Below are 17,191 nucleotides of genomic sequence, written 5' to 3'. Positions count from 1 at the left end.
GCCGCGAACGATAAACCTGCTAAGGCAAGCGCCCCTAAGACTCCACCGGCACCCACTGGGCACGGACCCCGTAATGCCCAGCGTCCTGCCGCTCGGCCTGGCCGCGTACGCCCGCGTTCGGCTGAAGACTTCACTCTAGATCTGACTCCTGATGCACTTCCCAAAGCCTCGGCGGTGAAAAAGGCCAAACTAGTTAAAGCCCGCGAAGAGGCCGAAGTAGCTTCGGCCGGTCGACGCGGCCCACGTCGGGCCATTCCGCGGCATCCGAACCCGCAGGCCCCCGCCCAACGACGCCAAGCACCTGCAACTCCCAGCGCCGACAAGGCTTCAACAACCAAGCCATCACAAACTCAGCCCGCTGCGAAGCAGCCACCTGCACACGGCGACAAAGCACAGTCTCCTTCCCCGGCTCCAGCACACCCCAAGCGGCAAGAAGGAGCCGAAAAGGCCGCGACGGCCCCGAAACCCAAGAAAGCCCCGGCGACTGCAAAGGCCAACGAGGAGACAAAGACCGAGGCGGCCGCAAAGCCCCGGGAAACCACAACGCCCCAAAAGAGCAAAGGAACCGGGGAATCCAAGCAACCTGAGAAGAAGGCTTCACCCGGCACCGAGAACGAGATTTCGCGTGCTCTGGCCCGCCGCTCGCAATCCGTCGGGGCGTTAAGCGCCAAGCAGGAAAAACGCCGATCAGAAAAGCGGCGAGTAGCACAGGCTTCCCCCACTGCCGCCGCTGCAGCCGCCCCTGCAACCGCAACCGTCGCGGCGGGCACAGCCGCCGCAGCTCCAGCAGCTGCTTCTGCATCCGCCCGCAACGCAACCGCCTCTGGCCCCACTGCCCCCACTGCCCCCGCTGGCTCAAAGCGGCGTGCGCGCGCCCGCCTGCGCCAAGTGCCGGGCCTGGATGGTCTGCGCGGTCTAGCGGTCCTCGCCGTGGTGATCTACCACTTCTTCGGGGATATTCTCCCCGGCGGCTACCTCGGTGTGGACATGTTCTTTGTCCTTTCCGGATTCCTCATCACCTCGCTGCTTGTTCGCGAGTTCAACGTCACTGGACGCATCAGCCTCAAAGGCTTTTGGCTCCGCCGCTTCCGGCGAATCCTCCCGGCCGCGCTCATAGTCTTGTCCATATGCACGGCGATAGTGGCGCTCATTGGTGGGGACCTGGCCGTTGGCATCCGCGAACAATTCTTGGGCACGTTCTTCTTTGTCAACAACTGGACCCAAATCGCCACGAGCCAAACCTATTTTGCGCCTAATGAAGTGCAGGTTTTCGCGCACTATTGGTCCTTGGCCGTCGAGGAACAGTTCTACCTGATCTGGCCGCTTTTGATGCTTGGCGTCTTTGCCATTTCCCGCCGCAAGCCCAAGCACCTGCCCATCGCCGTATCGCTCATCCTCGCTATTGCTTCAGCCGTCGCCATGGCACTGCTCTATAGCCCAGGCGAGGATCCCACGCGTGTGTACTACGGCACCGATACCCACGCGTTCGGTCTCCTCATCGGCGCGATGCTGTCCCTCCTCATGACCTCCACTGACAAGGACATGGACGCGGATTCTTGGCCGGCCGCAAACAAGGGCGTTCTCGCCGGAACCGTTGGTTCCTTCGCATTAGTTGGCTACCTCGCGCAATTGGTGTGGATGGGCGCGGATCGGGATTTCACCTACCGCGGCGGCCTCGTCCTTACCAGTGTCCTCGGCGCGGCAATGATTTGGGCAGTGGTGCGCGAATCTGGTCCCCTCACGTGGATCTTCCGCACCCGTGTGATGCGGTGGCTGGGCCAGCGCTCGTTCTCCCTCTACCTCTGGCACTGGCCGGTGGTAATGATTGTCCACGCGCTGTCCGACGCCCCCTCCTGGCTCCTAGGCCTCCTTTCGCTTCCGCTGAGCTGCGTGCTGGCTGAGGTGACCTACCAGTTTGTAGAAAATCCCTTCCGCCGCGCCGGATTCCGCCCTACGTGGCACGCCTACTGGGCTGCACGCCCCAGCGCGCAAGAGGTCAAAGATGGTTTTGGCAAGGCCATGTGGCCTGCCGTTCCCGTCCTCGTTGTTCTTTCCGTACTGGGCGTGGGCTACGCGCTGGTGACTTCGGAGGATAAGAGCGAACTGGAGCGCGAGCTCGAGCGCATGGCGCTGTCCAACGAACAGGCGGAGAATTCTGCCCCGGCACAGTCATCGTCTGTCCCCGCAAAGCCTTCCGAGACCACGAAGCCGAAGGAAAAGCGTGCGCTTCCCACTGGAAACGAGATTAGTGCTATCGGTGATTCCGTCATGCTCGCTGCCTCCGAGGCTCTCAATGAGCGTTTCCCGGGCATTAGCATCGACGCCACTATTTCCCGCCACTATTCGGCAGCCCTTCCTGTCATCAAGGCGCAAAAGGATTCCGGGCAGTTGCGCTCCACCGTCTTTGTGGGTTTAGGAACCAACGGGGCTACGTTTGAGGGCCAGATGGACGAGCTCATCGACATCGTCGGCCCCGAGCGCACGCTGGTCCTCGTCTTGCCCTACGGCGAGCGCGATTGGATGGGACAGGCACGCGCCGAGATCATTGACGCCGCGACTGCTCACGACAACGTCTACATCGCAGACTGGTGCGGCATGGCTCAGGATAACCCTGCCATGCTTTACGACGACGGCGTCCACCCGCTCCCCGAAGGCGCACATCTTTACGCGGATGCGCTGTACGACGCCGTGGAGCAATACGCCAACGAGGAGAAAGACCTCACCACCGTCTGCTCCCGCTAGCTAAAAGCCCCTGATGATCGCTAAAAGCCGCCCGGCTTCTGCCGGGCGGCTTTTGTAAACGCGTGGGGTTTAGACCGAGAATTCAGCCATCTTATCCCATGCTGTCTTACCAGGAATGGAAGTATTGATGATGTCCGGGGTCTCTACCAGGTACTTCGGCAGCTCCTCGCACGAGCGCTTGAAGTGCTCGGTGCTGACGTGGTCGACATCAGTGCCGTCCTTATAAGACTCGAGGAGCAGGAAGCGCTGCTTGTCTTCCGGATCGCGGAACCACTTGAAGTCAATGCAGCCGGGCTCTGCCTGGCAGGCCTTGGTGTACCAGTCGATCTCTTCCAGGAAGGTATCGGCGTACTCGGGCTTGACGTGGAACTGTACGTTGATCAAAATCATGGGCCCCACTGTAACCTTCTCCGCGAAAACGTGCAGAAGGCCCTGCCGCTACAGGCAGGGCCTTCTGTAATAGCGGCTTATCATTGGCCGCGTGAAGGTCTACTTGTTGAAGAAGTACTCCGCAACGTAGACGTGGGTGCCGTCGAAGGCCTGCGCAACGCCGAAGCCGGTGCCGTCAGTCTTGGTCACAGGAACATCGCGGTTGAGCCAGTTCACGCGATCCTTAGCTTCCTGCTCCGTGAGCTTGTAAATGTTACCGCTGCCCTCTTCCAAATGAGTCAGGCCATCGCCTGCATTGTCCTGGAAGGTAACCTTGCCGGCCGCAGCCTGGTTTGCCCACTCCTGGGCGATGTTCTTGGCGTTGGCATCTTCGTGGTGGCCCTGCTTAATCAGGTGGGCATGGGTTGCGCCAACGAGCTCATCGGCCACCGCCGGGGTCGGCTTCTTGATGAAGTCCGGCAGCTGGACGTTGTACTGCTTAGCCAGGTCATAAGCCTGCGCAGGAAGCTCAACTTCAAAGGAGTTAACCTGCTCCATAGCCTGGGAAGACAGCTGGTTCAGTTCCTGGGGCTGTGCGGACGATGGGTTAGCCGGGGCGGCCTGGGCCGCGGAGACCGAAAGAACGGCGGTGAGGGATACTGCCACGGCGGAGGTAGCGGACAGGCGGGAAACACGACGCAAAGAATTCATAACTACCACCGTGCCATAAGTCCGCCCGCCTTGAAAAAGACTTCCCGGTCATACGGCATTTTCGATATCACTTTGTTATCAGCTGCCGGTGGAAAAGACTGGCGTGGAAGAATGACCGAAGACTTGCTTTTAGAATTCTTCGAGAGGTTGATCACTGGTGCTGGATGTCTTAACCGGGTTTGCCATCATTTTTGTGGTTATCGGTGTGGGGTTCATTCTGGGGCACCGGGGCGTTATCGGCCACGGTGAGGCGCGCCTGCAGTTCAACCGCACTGCGTTCTGGGCTGCGACTCCGGCGCTCATCTTCTCCAGCGTGGCCACCTCGGATACCTCTACTTTTATGTCTCCGGTTGTCGCTGTCATCGCGATTGCTTCGGTCGCCACGATGGCGCTGTATGGCTTTCTCAGCCTGGTATTCTTCCGCCGCAGCGGGGCTGAGACGATGGCCGGAGCGGCCGCGGCCAGCTACTACAACTCCGTCAACATCGGGCTGCCCATCGCCACCTATGTCATAGGTGATGCCACCTTTGTGGTGCCAGCACTCGTACTCCAGATGGCAGTGCTCTCCCCCTTCATCATCGCCGGCCTTAACGCCCAAGGAACGAGCCTGCGTTCAATAAGCAGCTCTGTATTCTCTGGGCTTACGGCACCGGTTGTCATCGCTGCCGTCGCCGGCTTCATCGTTTCTGCAGCGGGCTGGCACGTGCCAGAAGTCATCATGGCTCCCCTCGAGATCCTCGGCGGGGCTTCCATCCCGATGATCCTGATGAGTTTCGGCGCTTCCCTCACCCGAGACGGGTTGCTGGCTAGCGACCGCCTACCAACCATGACCGCCACCGTGCTCAAGCTCGTAGCCATGCCAGCCATCGCCTTGGCGACGGGCCTAGCCTTGGGCCTGAGCGGCAAGGAGCTATACGCGGTACTCATCTTGTCTGCGCTTCCGACCGCGCAGAATGTTTATAACTACGCCGCGACCTACCAATCGGGAGAGACGGTGGCGCGCGATACGGTCTTCCTCACCACTTTTCTCTCCTTGCCGGCCATGCTCGCCATCGCAGCACTCTTCGGGTAAGACTGGCCTTCGCTGGCGAGCACTAGCCGTCGAACACTAGCCTTCCAGCTTCTCCCCCAGCTCCAGCCATTCCATCTCTAGCTCCTCGCGCTCGGCGGCTACCGCTTTGAGGTCGGCGTCGAGCTTGGCCAGCTCGCCGCTGTCTCCCTCTCCGGAAGACATCTTCTCCGCGGCCTGCGCCATCTTTTCATTCAGCTTCGCCGTCTTGTCGTCGAGCTTGCCCATCTTGCGCTCCAGCGCGTTCATCTTCTTGGTCAGCTCGCGCTCCTCTTGGGAACTCAGCCGTTTTACCGGGGCGGTTTCCGTACGCTGACCATCGGCGTTCTTCGAGGCCTCGCCCAAGTCGAGCACACCACCGGCGGTGGCGGCTTCCATCTCCTGGCGGCGACGCAAGTACTCCTCGATTCCGCCCGGCAGGTTGGTGAGCTTGCCGTCCCCAAACAGCGCATAGGTGTTGTCCGCGATGCGCTCAATGAGGTAGCGGTCGTGAGATATGACCACCAAGGTTCCCGGCCACGAGTCCAGCAAGGATTCAAGCTCTTGGAGGGTATCGATGTCGAGGTCGTTCGTGGGCTCGTCGAGAAGCAGCACGTTTGGCTCCGCCATGAGCACACGGGTCAGCTGCAAACGGCGGCGCTCACCGCCCGATAGATCACCGACGGGTGTGCGCTGGCGCTTGGCGGAAAAGCCCAGGCGCTCGGCCAGCTGAGAGGCAGAAAGCTCTTTCTTGCCCAGGTGGACGTAGGTGGCGACGTCTTCGACAGCGTCGAGAAGCCGGCGCTGTGGATCCAGGTCATCGAGCTCCTGGCGCAGCCAGCCCAGACGCACGGTCTTGCCCTCAATGCGCTTGCCAGCGGCAAGCTCGACTTCGCCAGCAAGCGCGCGCAGCAGCGTGGTCTTGCCGGAACCATTAACGCCGACGAGGCCAATGCGCTCGCCCGGCGCCAGCCGCCAGGTGAGGTGATCTACCAGCGTGCGGCCGTCCGGGGTTGTAACCTTTGCGTCCTCGAGCTCAATGACGACTCGCCCCTGGCGCTGCTTGGAAAAGGCCATGAGCTCAACCTTGTCGCGCGGCGCGGGAACATCCGCGATGAGCGCCTCAGCCGCTTCGATGCGGTAGCGCGGCTTCGAGGTACGGGCAGGCGCCCCGCGGCGCAGCCACGCCAGTTCTTTGCGCGCCAGATTCTGGCGGCGCTGCTCGATGGCATCGGCTTGGCGGGTGCGCTCAGCGCGGGCAAAGGTCCAGTCGTTATAGCCGCCCTCGTAGGCATCGACGACACCATCGTGGACCTCCCAGGTCGTGGTGGCCACAGTGTCGAGGAACCAGCGGTCGTGCGTGACGACGACGACCGCCAGTTTGCGCGAAAGCAGGTGGCTGGCCAGCCACTGCACGCCTTCGACGTCGAGGTGGTTGGTCGGCTCGTCGAGAACCACGATGTCGAGGTCTTGAACGAGTGCGGCGGCCAGGTTGACGCGGCGGCGCTCACCACCAGAGAGCGAGCCCACGGGAGTATCCAGCCCAAGGTCAACGATGCCGAGGCCGCCGAGGACATCGCGCACTTTGGCGTTAGAAGCCCACTCGAAGGTTTCCAGCCCGAGCGGCTCAATGATGACTTGGGCGATGGTGAGGGACTCCTCCAGCTCGAAGCGTTGGGTCACCACCGCCATGCGCAGGTCAGAGTTATGGGATACGCGGCCCGCGTCCGGTGGCTCAATGCCGGTGAGGACCTCCAGCAGCGTGGTCTTGCCGCCGCCGTTGACGCCGACGATGCCGATGCGGTCACCGGTTTGAACACCGAGGGAGACCCCGTTCAGCAGGGTCTTGAGCCCGAAGGACTTGGTTACGTTTTCGAGGTTAATGAGGTTCGCCATATCGAGAGTTCATCTTAGTGCTTCAGCACGGTTACCCCCGCACCATTACCTTTATTGCTATTGATTTTCACTTCCAATACTCTGCAACACCATGAAAAGAGAACGTCTCATCCTGTGCGCCGCACTTTCCGCAAGCATCATCACGCTGACCTCCTGTTCCTCCCCCGAAAGCAACGAAGCTTCATCGCCCTCCAGCGCTGCAGCCTCCCACGCGCATGCCGAACACGGCGAAGGCCATGACGGAGAGCACAGCCATGACGGCTTCGAAGCCTCTGGTGGCGAAACCGAGGTGGCAGAGCTTCCACCTCGTGTCCTCATCTCCCATAAGGACGGTCTCACCACGCTCGATGGAGAGACCGGTGAGGTCATCGACAACGAAGAACTGAAAGCATTTCTCCGGCTTAGCGATGCCGGCGATAACCGCCACATCATGGTGACCAAAGGCGATAGCTTCCTCACCTACGACACCGGGCGCATCACCAAGCCACACGGAGACCACAAGCACTACTACGCGGCACAGCCGCAGCTTGACGACGCTTCCATCGACGCACCTCACGCCGGCCACGTGGTTCACCACGATGGTTTTACCGCGCTCTTCTCCGACGGAGATGGTGTAGCAAAGATTTACAAGACCGAGGACTTCGGCAAGGAAGACGCCCAGCCGGTCAACATCGTCGAGACAGGTGCCGCGCACCACGGCGTCGCGGTTCCGCTGAAAGACGGCTCCGTGGTCACTACGAAGGGCACCGAAGATGAGCGCCACACCATCCAGCATGTGAACAAGTCTGGCAAGGTCCTTGCGGAAACCACCGAGTGTCCTGGTGTTCACGGCGAAGCTGCCGCTGGCAATGGCTCCCTCTTCTTCGGATGCGAGGACGGGCCCATCGTCTTCGACGGAACTGAATTCCACAAGATCGACGCTTCCGCCTATGCAGGCAAAGACGGCTACCAGCGCTCCGGCAACTCCGCGGGATCAGAGGAATCCAACATCATCCTGGCGGATAACAAGACCGACAAAGATGCCGACTTCGAGCGCCCCACCTCAGTGACCCTCATCAATACGGAGGACTACTCCGCCACGAAGGTCGAGCTCGGCGAGTCCTACTGGTTCCGTTCCTTGGCCCGCGGGCCCTTGGGTGAGGCACTGGTGCTCACGACCGACGGCAAGCTCAACATCATCGACCCGGATTCCGGCGAGATAACCAAGAAGATTGACGCCATCTCCCCGTGGAAGGAAAACGAGGAGTGGCAGCAACCAGGGCCGATCCTGAAGGCAGCCAACGGCTATGCCTACGTCACCGACGCAAACAAGCAGGAACTGGTCGTTCTTGACCTCCTCGGCGACCAAGAACCACAGCGCTACAAGCTCGATGTCAAGCCAGTAGAGATGGCCGTCCTCTAAGGGCCTCCACCATTCACCCTGCTGGTGCTAGACCAGTGTTGCGCCGGTGGCTGGGCCGCGGGTCACCAATCCGCGAGTACCGCGGTTATCGGCGCACACCTGGGCCACCACCTCCTGCGCGGTCCCCTCGTCTTCGCAGAGGAAGGCGCAGGTAGGACCGGAACCGGAGACAATTCCCTTGAGGGCACCGGCGGCCTCACCAGTATCCAGAATCTTGCGCAAGTCCGGGCGCAGCGAGAGCGCTGCTGGCTGGAGGTCATTGTGCATCACTGCGGCGAGCTCACGGGGGTTGCCTCCTACGAGGGCTTGACCCACGGCTTCCGTGTCCAAGTGCGGTGTGCTTCCACGGCCGGCAGCGCGCAGCTCATCCAGCTTGCGGAATACCGACGGCGTAGACAAGCCCTCAGCATTGGTGATGATCGCCCAGATATAGCGCCCACGCGCCAGCATCGGAGTCAGAAGCTCACCGCGGCCGCGTCCCAAAGCCGTGCCGCCCATGAGGGTAAAAGGCACATCGGAGCCGAGTTCTGCGGCTAGTTCGTAGAGCTTTTCCATGCTGAGAGGCTCACGACCAAACTCAGCGCTCAGCGCGTGATTGGCCAAAAGCAGAGCCGCGGCGGCATCGGCAGACCCGCCGGCCATCCCGCCGGCAGCGGGGATGTTCTTCTCCATCGTCAGCGTGCCAGCTGCCGGCAGCATGAGGTTTTGCGCCACCAGCTCGATGGCGCGCCATGCCAGGTTCTCGGTCGATGCCGGAACGCCTGTCGCGTGGTTACCCGTGACCTCCACGGCGCAGCCCTCGCCCCAGCGGTAGCTCACGCGGTCGTGTACATCGAGGGATTGGAACACGGTGGCCAGCTCGTGGAAACCGTCCGCGCGGGCCTCACCTACGCCCAGGTGCAGATTAACCTTGGCGTGGGCACGCGCCTGCCACAGCTGCGTGGAATCAGTCACTGTATTACTCATGAGGCTTCCGCCAATCGGACGAAGTCCTCCACACCTAGCTTCTCGCCGCGCAGGCGCGGATCGATATTCGCCGCGCGCAGCGCCTCCTCGGCTGCCGCAGCGGAGCCATAAAAGCCCGCCAAGGCGGCGCGGAGGGTCTTACGGCGTTGGGCAAAGGAGGCGTCGATCAGCGCAAAAAGCCGCGGGCGCAGCGCCTCGTCATAGGGGCGAGTGCAGTCGATACGCACCAGGCCCGACTCAATCTTCGGCGCCGGCCAAAACACGTTCTTGCCGATTGTCCCGGCTTGCCTAACCAGGCCATAAAAAGATGCCTTCACGCTAGGAATGCCGTAGACCTTGCTGCCCGGAGCGGCGGCGAGGCGCTCAGCCACCTCCAGCTGCACCATGACCAAAACGCGGCGAATCGATGGGTAGGCCTCCAGCAGGTGGAGCAACACCGGTACCGCGACGTTATAGGGCAGGTTGGCCACCAAAGCGGTGGGCTCCCCCAACTCGCCCGCCTCAACGGTGAGCGCATCCTTTTCCACGACCGAAAGACGGTCAGCAAAATCGGCTGCGCGCGCGGCCACGGTATCCGGCAGTTTACCAGCCAGACGCGAGTCAATTTCCACGGCCGTTACGTGCGCAACTTCCCCCAACAAACCCAGGGTCAGCGAGCCCAGCCCGGGGCCCACCTCCACCACGCGGTCCTCTGGGGACAAATCGGCAGCAGCAACGATGCGGCGGATGGTGTTCGGGTCATGCAGAAAGTTCTGGCCCAGCTTCTTCGTCGGCGTCACGTCAAGCTCAGCGGCGAGTTCGCGGATCTCCGCTGGGCCCAGCAGATGGGGTTGAGTCATACCACTCAGACTAATACGCGTGGCTCGTAAGCTTTAGCGCAGGCCGAGCTTGGCGGTACACGCAGGCCATGCACCCCAGCCCTGCGCGGCTTGAACCTTCTCTGCCACAGCGATCTGCTGCTCGCGAGAAGCCTGCCATGCCTCCGGGGCATACTCGGTGCCACCAAAAGCAGCCCAGGTCGACGGGGTGAACTGCAGGCCACCGGAGAAACCATTGCCTGTGTTGATTGCCCAGTTTCCGGTTGCCTCACACTGTGCGATGGAATCCCACACGGAGCCATCCGCAACGGCCGGCGCGGTGGACTTCGGCTTGGTTCCGCGCGCAATCACGGCGGCAACGGCCTCCCTGCGCACGTCTTCCTTGATAATCTCGTTGGATTCTTCCTTGCCGTTGACCTTGACAATCTTGCGGGTCACGGCGCGCGAACCGGGGGTTCCCTCCTCGCGGACTTCCTCAGTGCCTTCCTCGAGCTCTGGGTCATCGACATAATTAGCCGGCGCGTCAAAGTCCTCCGTCTTTTCCTCTTCGGAGATCTCGACGCGGTCCACGGTAATGGCAGTACCGGCCTTCACCGGCGTATCCAGAGCTGGGGATACGCGGTCATCCTTGCCCACCGTGATTCCACGAGCCTCGAGCACGTCCCCCACAGTCTTGGCCGCAACGCTGGCATAGGAAACGGAACCGCCGTCAGTAAGCTTAACGATCTTCGGGGACACCACTTCAAGGTTCATTCCCTCAGTCACCGTTTCATCCTCCTCCACGGTCTTGGAACCGGAAGTGATGGCAGCACCCGGGGCGATTCCATCGAGGCCGCCCAGCAGGTCAGACACCGTGAGATCGGTGGAAGAGAGCTGCTTTTCGACGCCATCGATGGTAACCGCGACAGGCTTGGCAGTGCGAACGGTGATCGAGTCACCGTCAGCGACCTGCTCCGACAGGGCCGGGTAGACAACGTCTTCTCCCTCAACGTTGACTCCGGCAGCCTCGAGGGCAGCGTTGACATCACCGGCGAAGGTGGCCAGCTGAGTGGTCTCGCCGTTCACGTCAAGTGTGATGTCCTTCTGCGTGCTGACGGCAACGACGCCGCCCACGGCTAGGGTGCCAAGCACACCACCGGTAGCCATGCGCAGCGGCAAAGAGCGGGAATTGTTGATTCGCTTGATCTGCTTCTTCGGGGACATAAACCTTTACTCGTCTTCACGATGCTTCGTGTTCACAATGCAGGAACCCGCATTCTGAACACCTGTCTCGGCGCGCCCCACGCGCGCCTGCCGGCGACATCAATACCGGACTAACTTTGAATAACAATACGGTAACAGAACGTAACTTACGAAATGCATTCACGCGCCGCGACCACTAGCAGCACACTCGTCACAACAAACACGTGCGCCACCACTGAGCAGCACCTTTAGATAAAGTGAAAATCCTCACACGCCAAAGACCCGCGCGAAGGTCGTGGCCACCTCCGCCGCGAGGTCTTCCACTTCTTGACCACGCGCCTGCGCCACGCAACGGTACGTGTGCCCAATCAAGGAGGGCTCATTACGCGCACCCCGGAAAGGCTCCGGCGTCATGTACGGCGCATCCGTTTCAATCAGCAGTTGCCCAGCTGGGGCAATGGCAGCGGCCTGGCGCATCTCCTCATTACGCTTGAAAGTAACGTTGCCGGCGAAAGACAGAACATAGCCGCGCTCAAGGGCTTCTTTGGCCACGGCGAGCGGCGAGGAAAAGCAGTGCAGCATCACCGTCGGCGGCTCTGGGCAGTCCCCCAACACACGCATGAGATCCTCATCGGCCTCACGGTTGTGGATCATCAGCGTCTTTCCCACCTTGGCCGCCAATTCCGCGTGCCAACGAAGAGCCTCTTCCTGCACTTCAAGGGGCGCGGTGGTTTCCGGCTCGTGGTGAATCCAGTAGGTATCCAGGCCTGTCTCCCCGATGGCCACGCAACGCGGATCCGCAGCCATCTTGCTCAAGCGCAAACGAGCAGCCTCATCAAGTTCAGCCGCCTTAGTGGGGTGAATGGCGCACGCGGCATACACGTTGTCGAATTCCTGCGCCGCCGCCAAAGCCTTCTCCGCCTCAGCCAAGCCATCACCCACGGTAACGATGCGCTCTACCCCGGCTGCGCGAGCGCGGGCAACGAGCTCGGAATCATCGTCACGGCAGGAGGCAAGGTGCGTGTGGGCGTCGATAAGCTGGCTCAAACCTTCGGCGGGAACGGGCGTGGGGCGTGGCTTCTTCTTAGACATGGCTGCGAGTGTAGTCTTGCCCGCATGATTATCCGTGAAGCGACGGACGCCGACGTCCCCGCGATGACCGCCACGCTGAATTGGGCCATCCGGGAGACCCACTTCATCTTTCGCAGCGAACCCGCCACGGTGGAAGAGCGCACCGAGTATCTCCACCAGCTGCGCCGCGACGGCTGTCCTTGTTTCGTGGCTTTCACTGACGACGGCACGTACTTGGGCTGGGCTCTCTACCGCCCCTACCGCGATGCCAAGGTGTGGCTGGGATGCTATGAGACGACGATCTATGTTGATCCCACCGCCCACGGCCGCGGGGTAGGCACGCGCTTGCTCGGTGCAGTCGTTCAGCATGCCCGCGCAGCCGAACAGGTCCATACGCTGCTGGCACTCATCGTGGCGGACAACGCCGCATCCATCAAGTTGCATGAAAAGTTCGGCTTTGCCACTGTAGGAACGTTAAAAGAAGTCAGCCGCAAAGCTGGGCGCTGGATAGACCTCACCCACTTGCAACTCATGGTTTAAGGAACATCATGCACGTTCGTCCCGCAGAGCTTGCCGACGCCTCCGCAATCGCCGCCATCTACAACTCCGCCTCCGCCGCGAAACCGGCCGCCAACCTCGTCACATGGCAGGAGTCCGTAGAGGACCGCGAGAAGTGGCTGGCGCAGATGGAAAAGGATAACTATCCGGTCTATGTCGCCGTGGACGACGACGAAATTGTCGGCTGGGCCGCTTACTTCCAGTTCGTCACCCCAGCCATCTACTACGGCACGGCAGAGGACTCCATTTACATCGCGGAATCAGCGCGCGGCAAGGGCGTGGGCAGCGAGCTCATGGACACGCTCATGGATCACGCAAAGGAAAATGACTACGTGGAGACGATGATCACCTACATCGTGGACACCAACGAGTCCTCCATCGCCCTGCACAAGAAGTTCGGCTTCGTGGAAACCGGCCGCATGCCCAATATCCACACCAAGGACGGCGTGCGGCTAGGGCTGGTGCACCTGCAGCGCGACTTCGACCGCTCCTAAAGCGGCTTGATTGCCGCCCCACCCCAGTGACGGCACTGCCCTACGCCCCCGACCCAGTGACGGCACTGCCCTGCGCCCCCCCGACCCAGTGACGGCACTGCCATTGTTGCCAAAGATCACGCCAGATCTTGAGGCGAAGCGGGAAACTTTGGCAACAACGGCAGTTTCAACCCAAGAGACTCACACTGTGCTGCTCAATCACTCCCAGCGCACAAGTTAAGCCGACGCTGCCTGAAGCGGCACAATATCGTCCAACTCAGCAAGAATTTTGTCTTCCGCGACATCCAAATCGTAGTGAGTCTGCAGTCCCAGCCAGAACTGTGGGGACATTCCAAAATATTTAGCCAAACGAAGAGCCGTATCGGCGGTAATAGCCCGCTTTCCGTGGACGATTTCGTTAATACGTCGAGGCGGGACCCCTATCGAAACAGCGAGTTTGTGTTGGGTAATCCCCATGTCCTTGAGAAAGTCCTCCATAAGGATTTCACCTGGGTGTACTGGGGGGAGCTTGTTAGTGGTAGTCAACGATCTCAACCTCCTCTGGCCCTAAAGCGGTCCACCGGAAGCAGATCCGCCATTGGTCATTGATACGAATACTATATTGACCCCGCCGATCGCCCTTCAAAGCTTCGAGCCTATTTCCTGGAGGAATCCGAAGCTCATCGAGCCTCTGAACGTAGCCCAATTGCCTCAGCTTGCGAAGAGCTACCGAGTGAATACGTGAATCAATCGAGAGCACCCTCTCTCGATTCCATAGACGCTCAGTGGCCCTATCCGCGAACGACTGAATCATAAACGCACCATACCCCCCATAACGCGACACGTCAATAACGCGAGACGTTAACTCTAACTAACGCTGTAACACAAAAGCTACCGCAACTGGCGAGGACCTGCTAGGCAGCGAGCTCGTCGTCGATGTAAACACGCGTCGTCGCACGCAGGCCCGCGACCAGCATGCAGAAACAGAGCACCATGAGACCAATGAGCACAGCGGTCCAATCCCCGGTGGCCCCGCGCACCACTCCCACGGACAGCGGTACGAGGCCCGCCAAGACGTAGCCGCCCGGCTGAACGAAGCCGGAGAGCCGCGCCGTGGTGAGCGCGGTGCGCGTGCGGGCAGTGAGCAGAGCAAGCGCCAATGGGAAGCACATACCGCCGATCCCCATCAACGAGGCCCAGATCAAGGGGGCGGCGTCGGCAGCCACCAGCACTCCACCCCACCCGGCACACGTGCACAAAGAAAGCACCACGGGAACGGGAGTAAGGCGGTTAAGACGCGAGATGAGCCACGGCATGACTACGCCGCCGAGAATATTGAAGACTCCGATGACAGCCAGCGCCACACTGGCGGTGTTCTCACTCACGCCTTTTTCTACCAGCATGCGCGGCAGCCACCCCATCTGTACATAGGCCATGGTGGACTGCAAACCGAAGAAAAAGAGCATGGCCACCGCTGTGGGCGAGGTGAACATGGGGCGTTGTGCGTCCGCGCCATCAACCGTGCCGTGGGCGACGTCCTTTCCGGCCTTAGGTAGGACCACTATCCACGCCGCCAGCTGGGCGATGGCGGGCAGGCACCAAATCCACAACGCACCTTGCCACGATTTTTGTGTCACCGCGGACAATGGGCCGAGTGCACTGGAAACGCCCAACATCGTGGTGTAGGTGGTCATCAGCGCCACCAACGTGCGGCCCGACCCATGCTGCTTGATCCATGCAGGAAGCAGCACATTTGCCAGCGCGATGCCGGCAACAACGCACAGGGTAAGCGCGACGAAAAGCGGAAAGCTACCTACCCATGGACGCAGGCCGAGCCCCACAACCAAGGCCACCGTGCCGCCGGCCAAGGTACGGCTTAGGCCCACACGGCGCGCGATGGGAACCGCCGCCAACCCCATGGCGGCAAAACACAGCCCCGGCAGCGCGGTCAACAAACCTGCCTGCCCAGAGCTGATTCCAAAGAAGTCTTGGATCTGCCCCAGCACCGGTGCCACCGAAGCAATACCGGAGCGCAGGTTCAGCGCGGTCAGGCAAACAACTGTGAAGAGTAGGACAGGCGCAAGTGTGCGCCGAAACGCCAACCCCACCCCTTCTACTTCTGAACCGGGGCCCACTCAGGGCCGGTCTCACCGAGCTCTGGGGCAAGCTTAGCCACCAGCGGCTTCGGCTTCTGCAGCGCGGTCCCCGGGGTTATGTCGAATCGCTTCCACGCGGCCTGCTGCGCGGAGTAGTCACCCGTGATGATCGGGTACGGGTGATTCTCCGGCGGAAGGTTTACGCCAACAAGCTCAACCGGCATGTCATCCGTCACTTCCTCGATGCGCGGCTGCGCGGCCCACACTCCCTCGCGGCCCAGGGTCTCGTGCACTTTTTGGGCGGTAAAGGGCAGGAACGGGGTCAGCATCACGTTGCAATCGGAAACCACCTGCAACGCGGTCCACAACACCGTGGCCAGGCGCTCGCGTTGGGTCTCATCCTTGGCTAGCTTCCACGGCTCCATCGCAGCGATGTAGGCATTGGCCTCACCCACGACGTGCATGATGGCGGTCATGGCCTGCTTGAACTTGGACTGCTCGAGGAAGCCCGCGGCGGTGGCAAAGGTTTCCTCTGCCAGCGACAGGATATCCTCATCTGCCTGCTCCAGCGCGGCCGGTGCCGGCACCTCACCGAAGTTCTTGTGAGCCATCGACACGGTGCGGTTAACCAGGTTACCCCAGCCGTTGGCGAGCTCGTTGTTAATGCGGCGCACGAACTCATCCCAGGTGAAGTCGGTGTCGTTGTTTTCCGGACCGGCAACGGCAATGAAGTAGCGCAGCGCGTCAGGACCGAACTCCTCAAGGAAGTCCTTGACGTAGATAACGACGCCCTTGGAAGAGGAGAACTTGGACCCGGACATGGTCAGGTACTCCGAAGACACGATTTCCGTCGGCAGGTTGAGCTCACCATAGGTGTGCAGCTCACCGCCCTTGGAGCCCTTACCCGCATAGCCCAAGAGCTCCGCTGGCCAGATCTGGGAGTGGAAGGTGATGTTGTCCTTGCCCTGGAAGTAGTAGTGGCGCGCCTGCGGGTTCTGCCAGTAATCCTTCCACGCGTCCGGGTTGCCGGTGCGGTGTGCCCACTCGATGGAAGAAGACAGGTAACCAATGACCGCGTCGAACCACACATAGAGCTTCTTCGCGCCATTGTCCTCCCAGCCCTCGACTGGAATGGGAATTCCCCAGTCGATGTCTCGGGTCATGGTGCGCGGGCGCATGTCCTCCAGCAGGTTGAGGGAGAACTTGAGAACGTTGGGGCGCCAATCCTCACGAGTCTTCAACCACTCTTCGAGGACCTCCTTGACCGCAGGCAGATCCAACAGGAAGTGTTCGGTGTCAATAAACTCCGGAGTCTCTCCGTTGATCTTGGATACTGGATTAATCAGGTCCACCGGATCGAGCTGGTTACCGCAGTTATCGCACTGGTCACCGCGCGCGCCATCGGCGCCACACAGCGGGCAGGTGCCCTCAATATAACGGTCCGGCAAAGTGCGGCCAGTGGACGGCGAGATCGCGCCCTGGGTGGTCTCCTTAATCATGTAGCCGTTCTCGTAGAGACCCTTGAACAGCTCCTGCACCACCGCGTAGTGGTTGCGGGTGGTGGTGCGGGTAAAGAGGTCATAAGACAGGCCGAGCCCAGCCAGGTCGGTGATGATCTGGCGGTTGTAGCGATCCGCCAACTCACGCACCGTCACGCCTTCCTTGTCCGCCTGAACCAGCAGCGGGGTGCCGTGTTCATCGGTACCAGAAACCATGAGGACGTCGTTGCCACGCATTCGCTGGAAACGGGCGAACACGTCGGAAGGAACACCGAAGCCCGCCACGTGTCCGATGTGGCGGGGTCCGTTGGCATAGGGCCAAGCAACATTAACGACAACTGTCTCAGTCATGGCCTCTAC

16 protein-coding genes are annotated in these 17,191 nt (G+C 61.0%); 5 read left to right on the top strand and 11 right to left on the bottom strand.

The features are described 5' to 3' along the window. The first annotated feature begins 174 nt into the window (after window positions 1-174). Window positions 175-2,742 carry an acyltransferase family protein gene (locus tag ACUY3D_RS00430; RefSeq protein ID WP_269948471.1) on the top strand — a complete coding sequence of 856 codons (2,568 nt, stop codon included), beginning with the start codon at window positions 175-177 and terminating at the stop codon, window positions 2,740-2,742. Between the two features lie 69 nt (window positions 2,743-2,811). On the opposite strand, the gene ACUY3D_RS00425 is transcribed toward ACUY3D_RS00430, so the two are convergent. Then, window positions 2,812-3,132 (bottom strand): putative quinol monooxygenase, encoded by a 321-nt coding sequence (locus ACUY3D_RS00425; RefSeq protein ID WP_070563413.1) that lies wholly within the window; start codon window positions 3,130-3,132, stop codon window positions 2,812-2,814. A 99-nt stretch (window positions 3,133-3,231) separates the two neighbouring features. Further along, window positions 3,232-3,822 (bottom strand): hypothetical protein, encoded by a 591-nt coding sequence (locus ACUY3D_RS00420; RefSeq protein WP_101736231.1) that lies wholly within the window; start codon window positions 3,820-3,822, stop codon window positions 3,232-3,234. A gap of 157 nt (window positions 3,823-3,979) precedes the next feature. On the opposite strand from ACUY3D_RS00420, the gene ACUY3D_RS00415 reads away from it, so the two are divergent. Continuing rightward, window positions 3,980-4,894 carry an AEC family transporter gene (locus ACUY3D_RS00415; RefSeq protein WP_448240123.1) on the top strand — a complete coding sequence of 305 codons (915 nt, stop codon included), beginning with the start codon at window positions 3,980-3,982 and terminating at the stop codon, window positions 4,892-4,894. A gap of 36 nt (window positions 4,895-4,930) precedes the next feature. Here ACUY3D_RS00415 and ACUY3D_RS00410 read toward each other — a convergent pair whose 3' ends face one another. Next, a complete protein-coding gene (locus tag ACUY3D_RS00410; RefSeq protein ID WP_448240122.1) occupies window positions 4,931-6,766 on the bottom strand; it encodes an ABC-F family ATP-binding cassette domain-containing protein in 1,836 nt (611 codons plus the stop codon). Window positions 6,767-6,857: 91 nt separating this feature from the next. On the opposite strand from ACUY3D_RS00410, the gene ACUY3D_RS00405 reads away from it, so the two are divergent. Beyond that, the gene (locus tag ACUY3D_RS00405; protein WP_448240121.1) at window positions 6,858-8,168 is read left to right on the top strand and encodes a hypothetical protein; all 1,311 of its coding nucleotides are present in this window, start codon (window positions 6,858-6,860) and stop codon (window positions 8,166-8,168) included. Between the two features lie 27 nt (window positions 8,169-8,195). Here the strand turns inward: ACUY3D_RS00405 and ACUY3D_RS00400 are convergent, their stop codons facing one another. The 4 genes from ACUY3D_RS00400 to ACUY3D_RS00385 form a co-directional block, all read right to left on the bottom strand. After that, the gene (locus tag ACUY3D_RS00400) at window positions 8,196-9,134 is read right to left on the bottom strand and encodes a 4-(cytidine 5'-diphospho)-2-C-methyl-D-erythritol kinase (protein ID WP_448240120.1); all 939 of its coding nucleotides are present in this window, start codon (window positions 9,132-9,134) and stop codon (window positions 8,196-8,198) included. After that, entirely contained in the window at window positions 9,131-9,973 is an 843-nt protein-coding gene (rsmA, locus tag ACUY3D_RS00395) for a 16S rRNA (adenine(1518)-N(6)/adenine(1519)-N(6))-dimethyltransferase RsmA (protein WP_448240119.1), read from the bottom strand. Before rsmA ends, ACUY3D_RS00400 begins: the two co-directional genes overlap by 4 nt. Before the next feature lie 33 nt (window positions 9,974-10,006). Next, complete coding sequence (locus ACUY3D_RS00390) at window positions 10,007-11,155, bottom strand: resuscitation-promoting factor (protein WP_070531704.1); 1,149 nt, start codon at window positions 11,153-11,155, stop codon at window positions 10,007-10,009. 246 nt (window positions 11,156-11,401) lie between these two features. Further along, a complete protein-coding gene (locus ACUY3D_RS00385) occupies window positions 11,402-12,226 on the bottom strand; it encodes a TatD family hydrolase (protein WP_448240117.1) in 825 nt (274 codons plus the stop codon). 24 nt (window positions 12,227-12,250) lie between these two features. Between ACUY3D_RS00385 and ACUY3D_RS00380 the strand changes: the two genes are divergently transcribed. After that, window positions 12,251-12,745, top strand: coding sequence for a GNAT family N-acetyltransferase (locus tag ACUY3D_RS00380; protein ID WP_448240115.1), 495 nt, complete (start codon window positions 12,251-12,253; stop codon window positions 12,743-12,745). A gap of 8 nt (window positions 12,746-12,753) precedes the next feature. Continuing rightward, window positions 12,754-13,257, top strand: coding sequence for a GNAT family N-acetyltransferase (locus tag ACUY3D_RS00375; protein WP_193629105.1), 504 nt, complete (start codon window positions 12,754-12,756; stop codon window positions 13,255-13,257). 216 nt (window positions 13,258-13,473) lie between these two features. On the opposite strand, the gene ACUY3D_RS00370 is transcribed toward ACUY3D_RS00375, so the two are convergent. The 4 genes from ACUY3D_RS00370 to metG form a co-directional block, all read right to left on the bottom strand. After that, a complete protein-coding gene (locus ACUY3D_RS00370; RefSeq protein WP_070520778.1) occupies window positions 13,474-13,734 on the bottom strand; it encodes a HigA family addiction module antitoxin in 261 nt (86 codons plus the stop codon). A 34-nt stretch (window positions 13,735-13,768) separates the two neighbouring features. Then, a complete protein-coding gene (locus ACUY3D_RS00365) occupies window positions 13,769-14,050 on the bottom strand; it encodes a type II toxin-antitoxin system RelE/ParE family toxin (protein WP_070565735.1) in 282 nt (93 codons plus the stop codon). 100 nt (window positions 14,051-14,150) lie between these two features. Then, window positions 14,151-15,344: an MFS transporter gene (locus tag ACUY3D_RS00360; RefSeq protein WP_448240113.1), complete on the bottom strand. Its 1,194-nt coding sequence runs from the start codon at window positions 15,342-15,344 to the stop codon at window positions 14,151-14,153. Window positions 15,345-15,349: 5 nt separating this feature from the next. Beyond that, window positions 15,350-17,182 (bottom strand): methionine--tRNA ligase, encoded by a 1,833-nt coding sequence (metG, locus tag ACUY3D_RS00355; protein WP_448240112.1) that lies wholly within the window; start codon window positions 17,180-17,182, stop codon window positions 15,350-15,352. Window positions 17,183-17,191 lie beyond the last annotated feature (9 nt).

Source organism: Corynebacterium guaraldiae (genome assembly GCF_053480195.1).
Note: the sequence above shows the minus strand (reverse complement) of the source record. Positions and strands in the feature narration are given on the sequence as shown.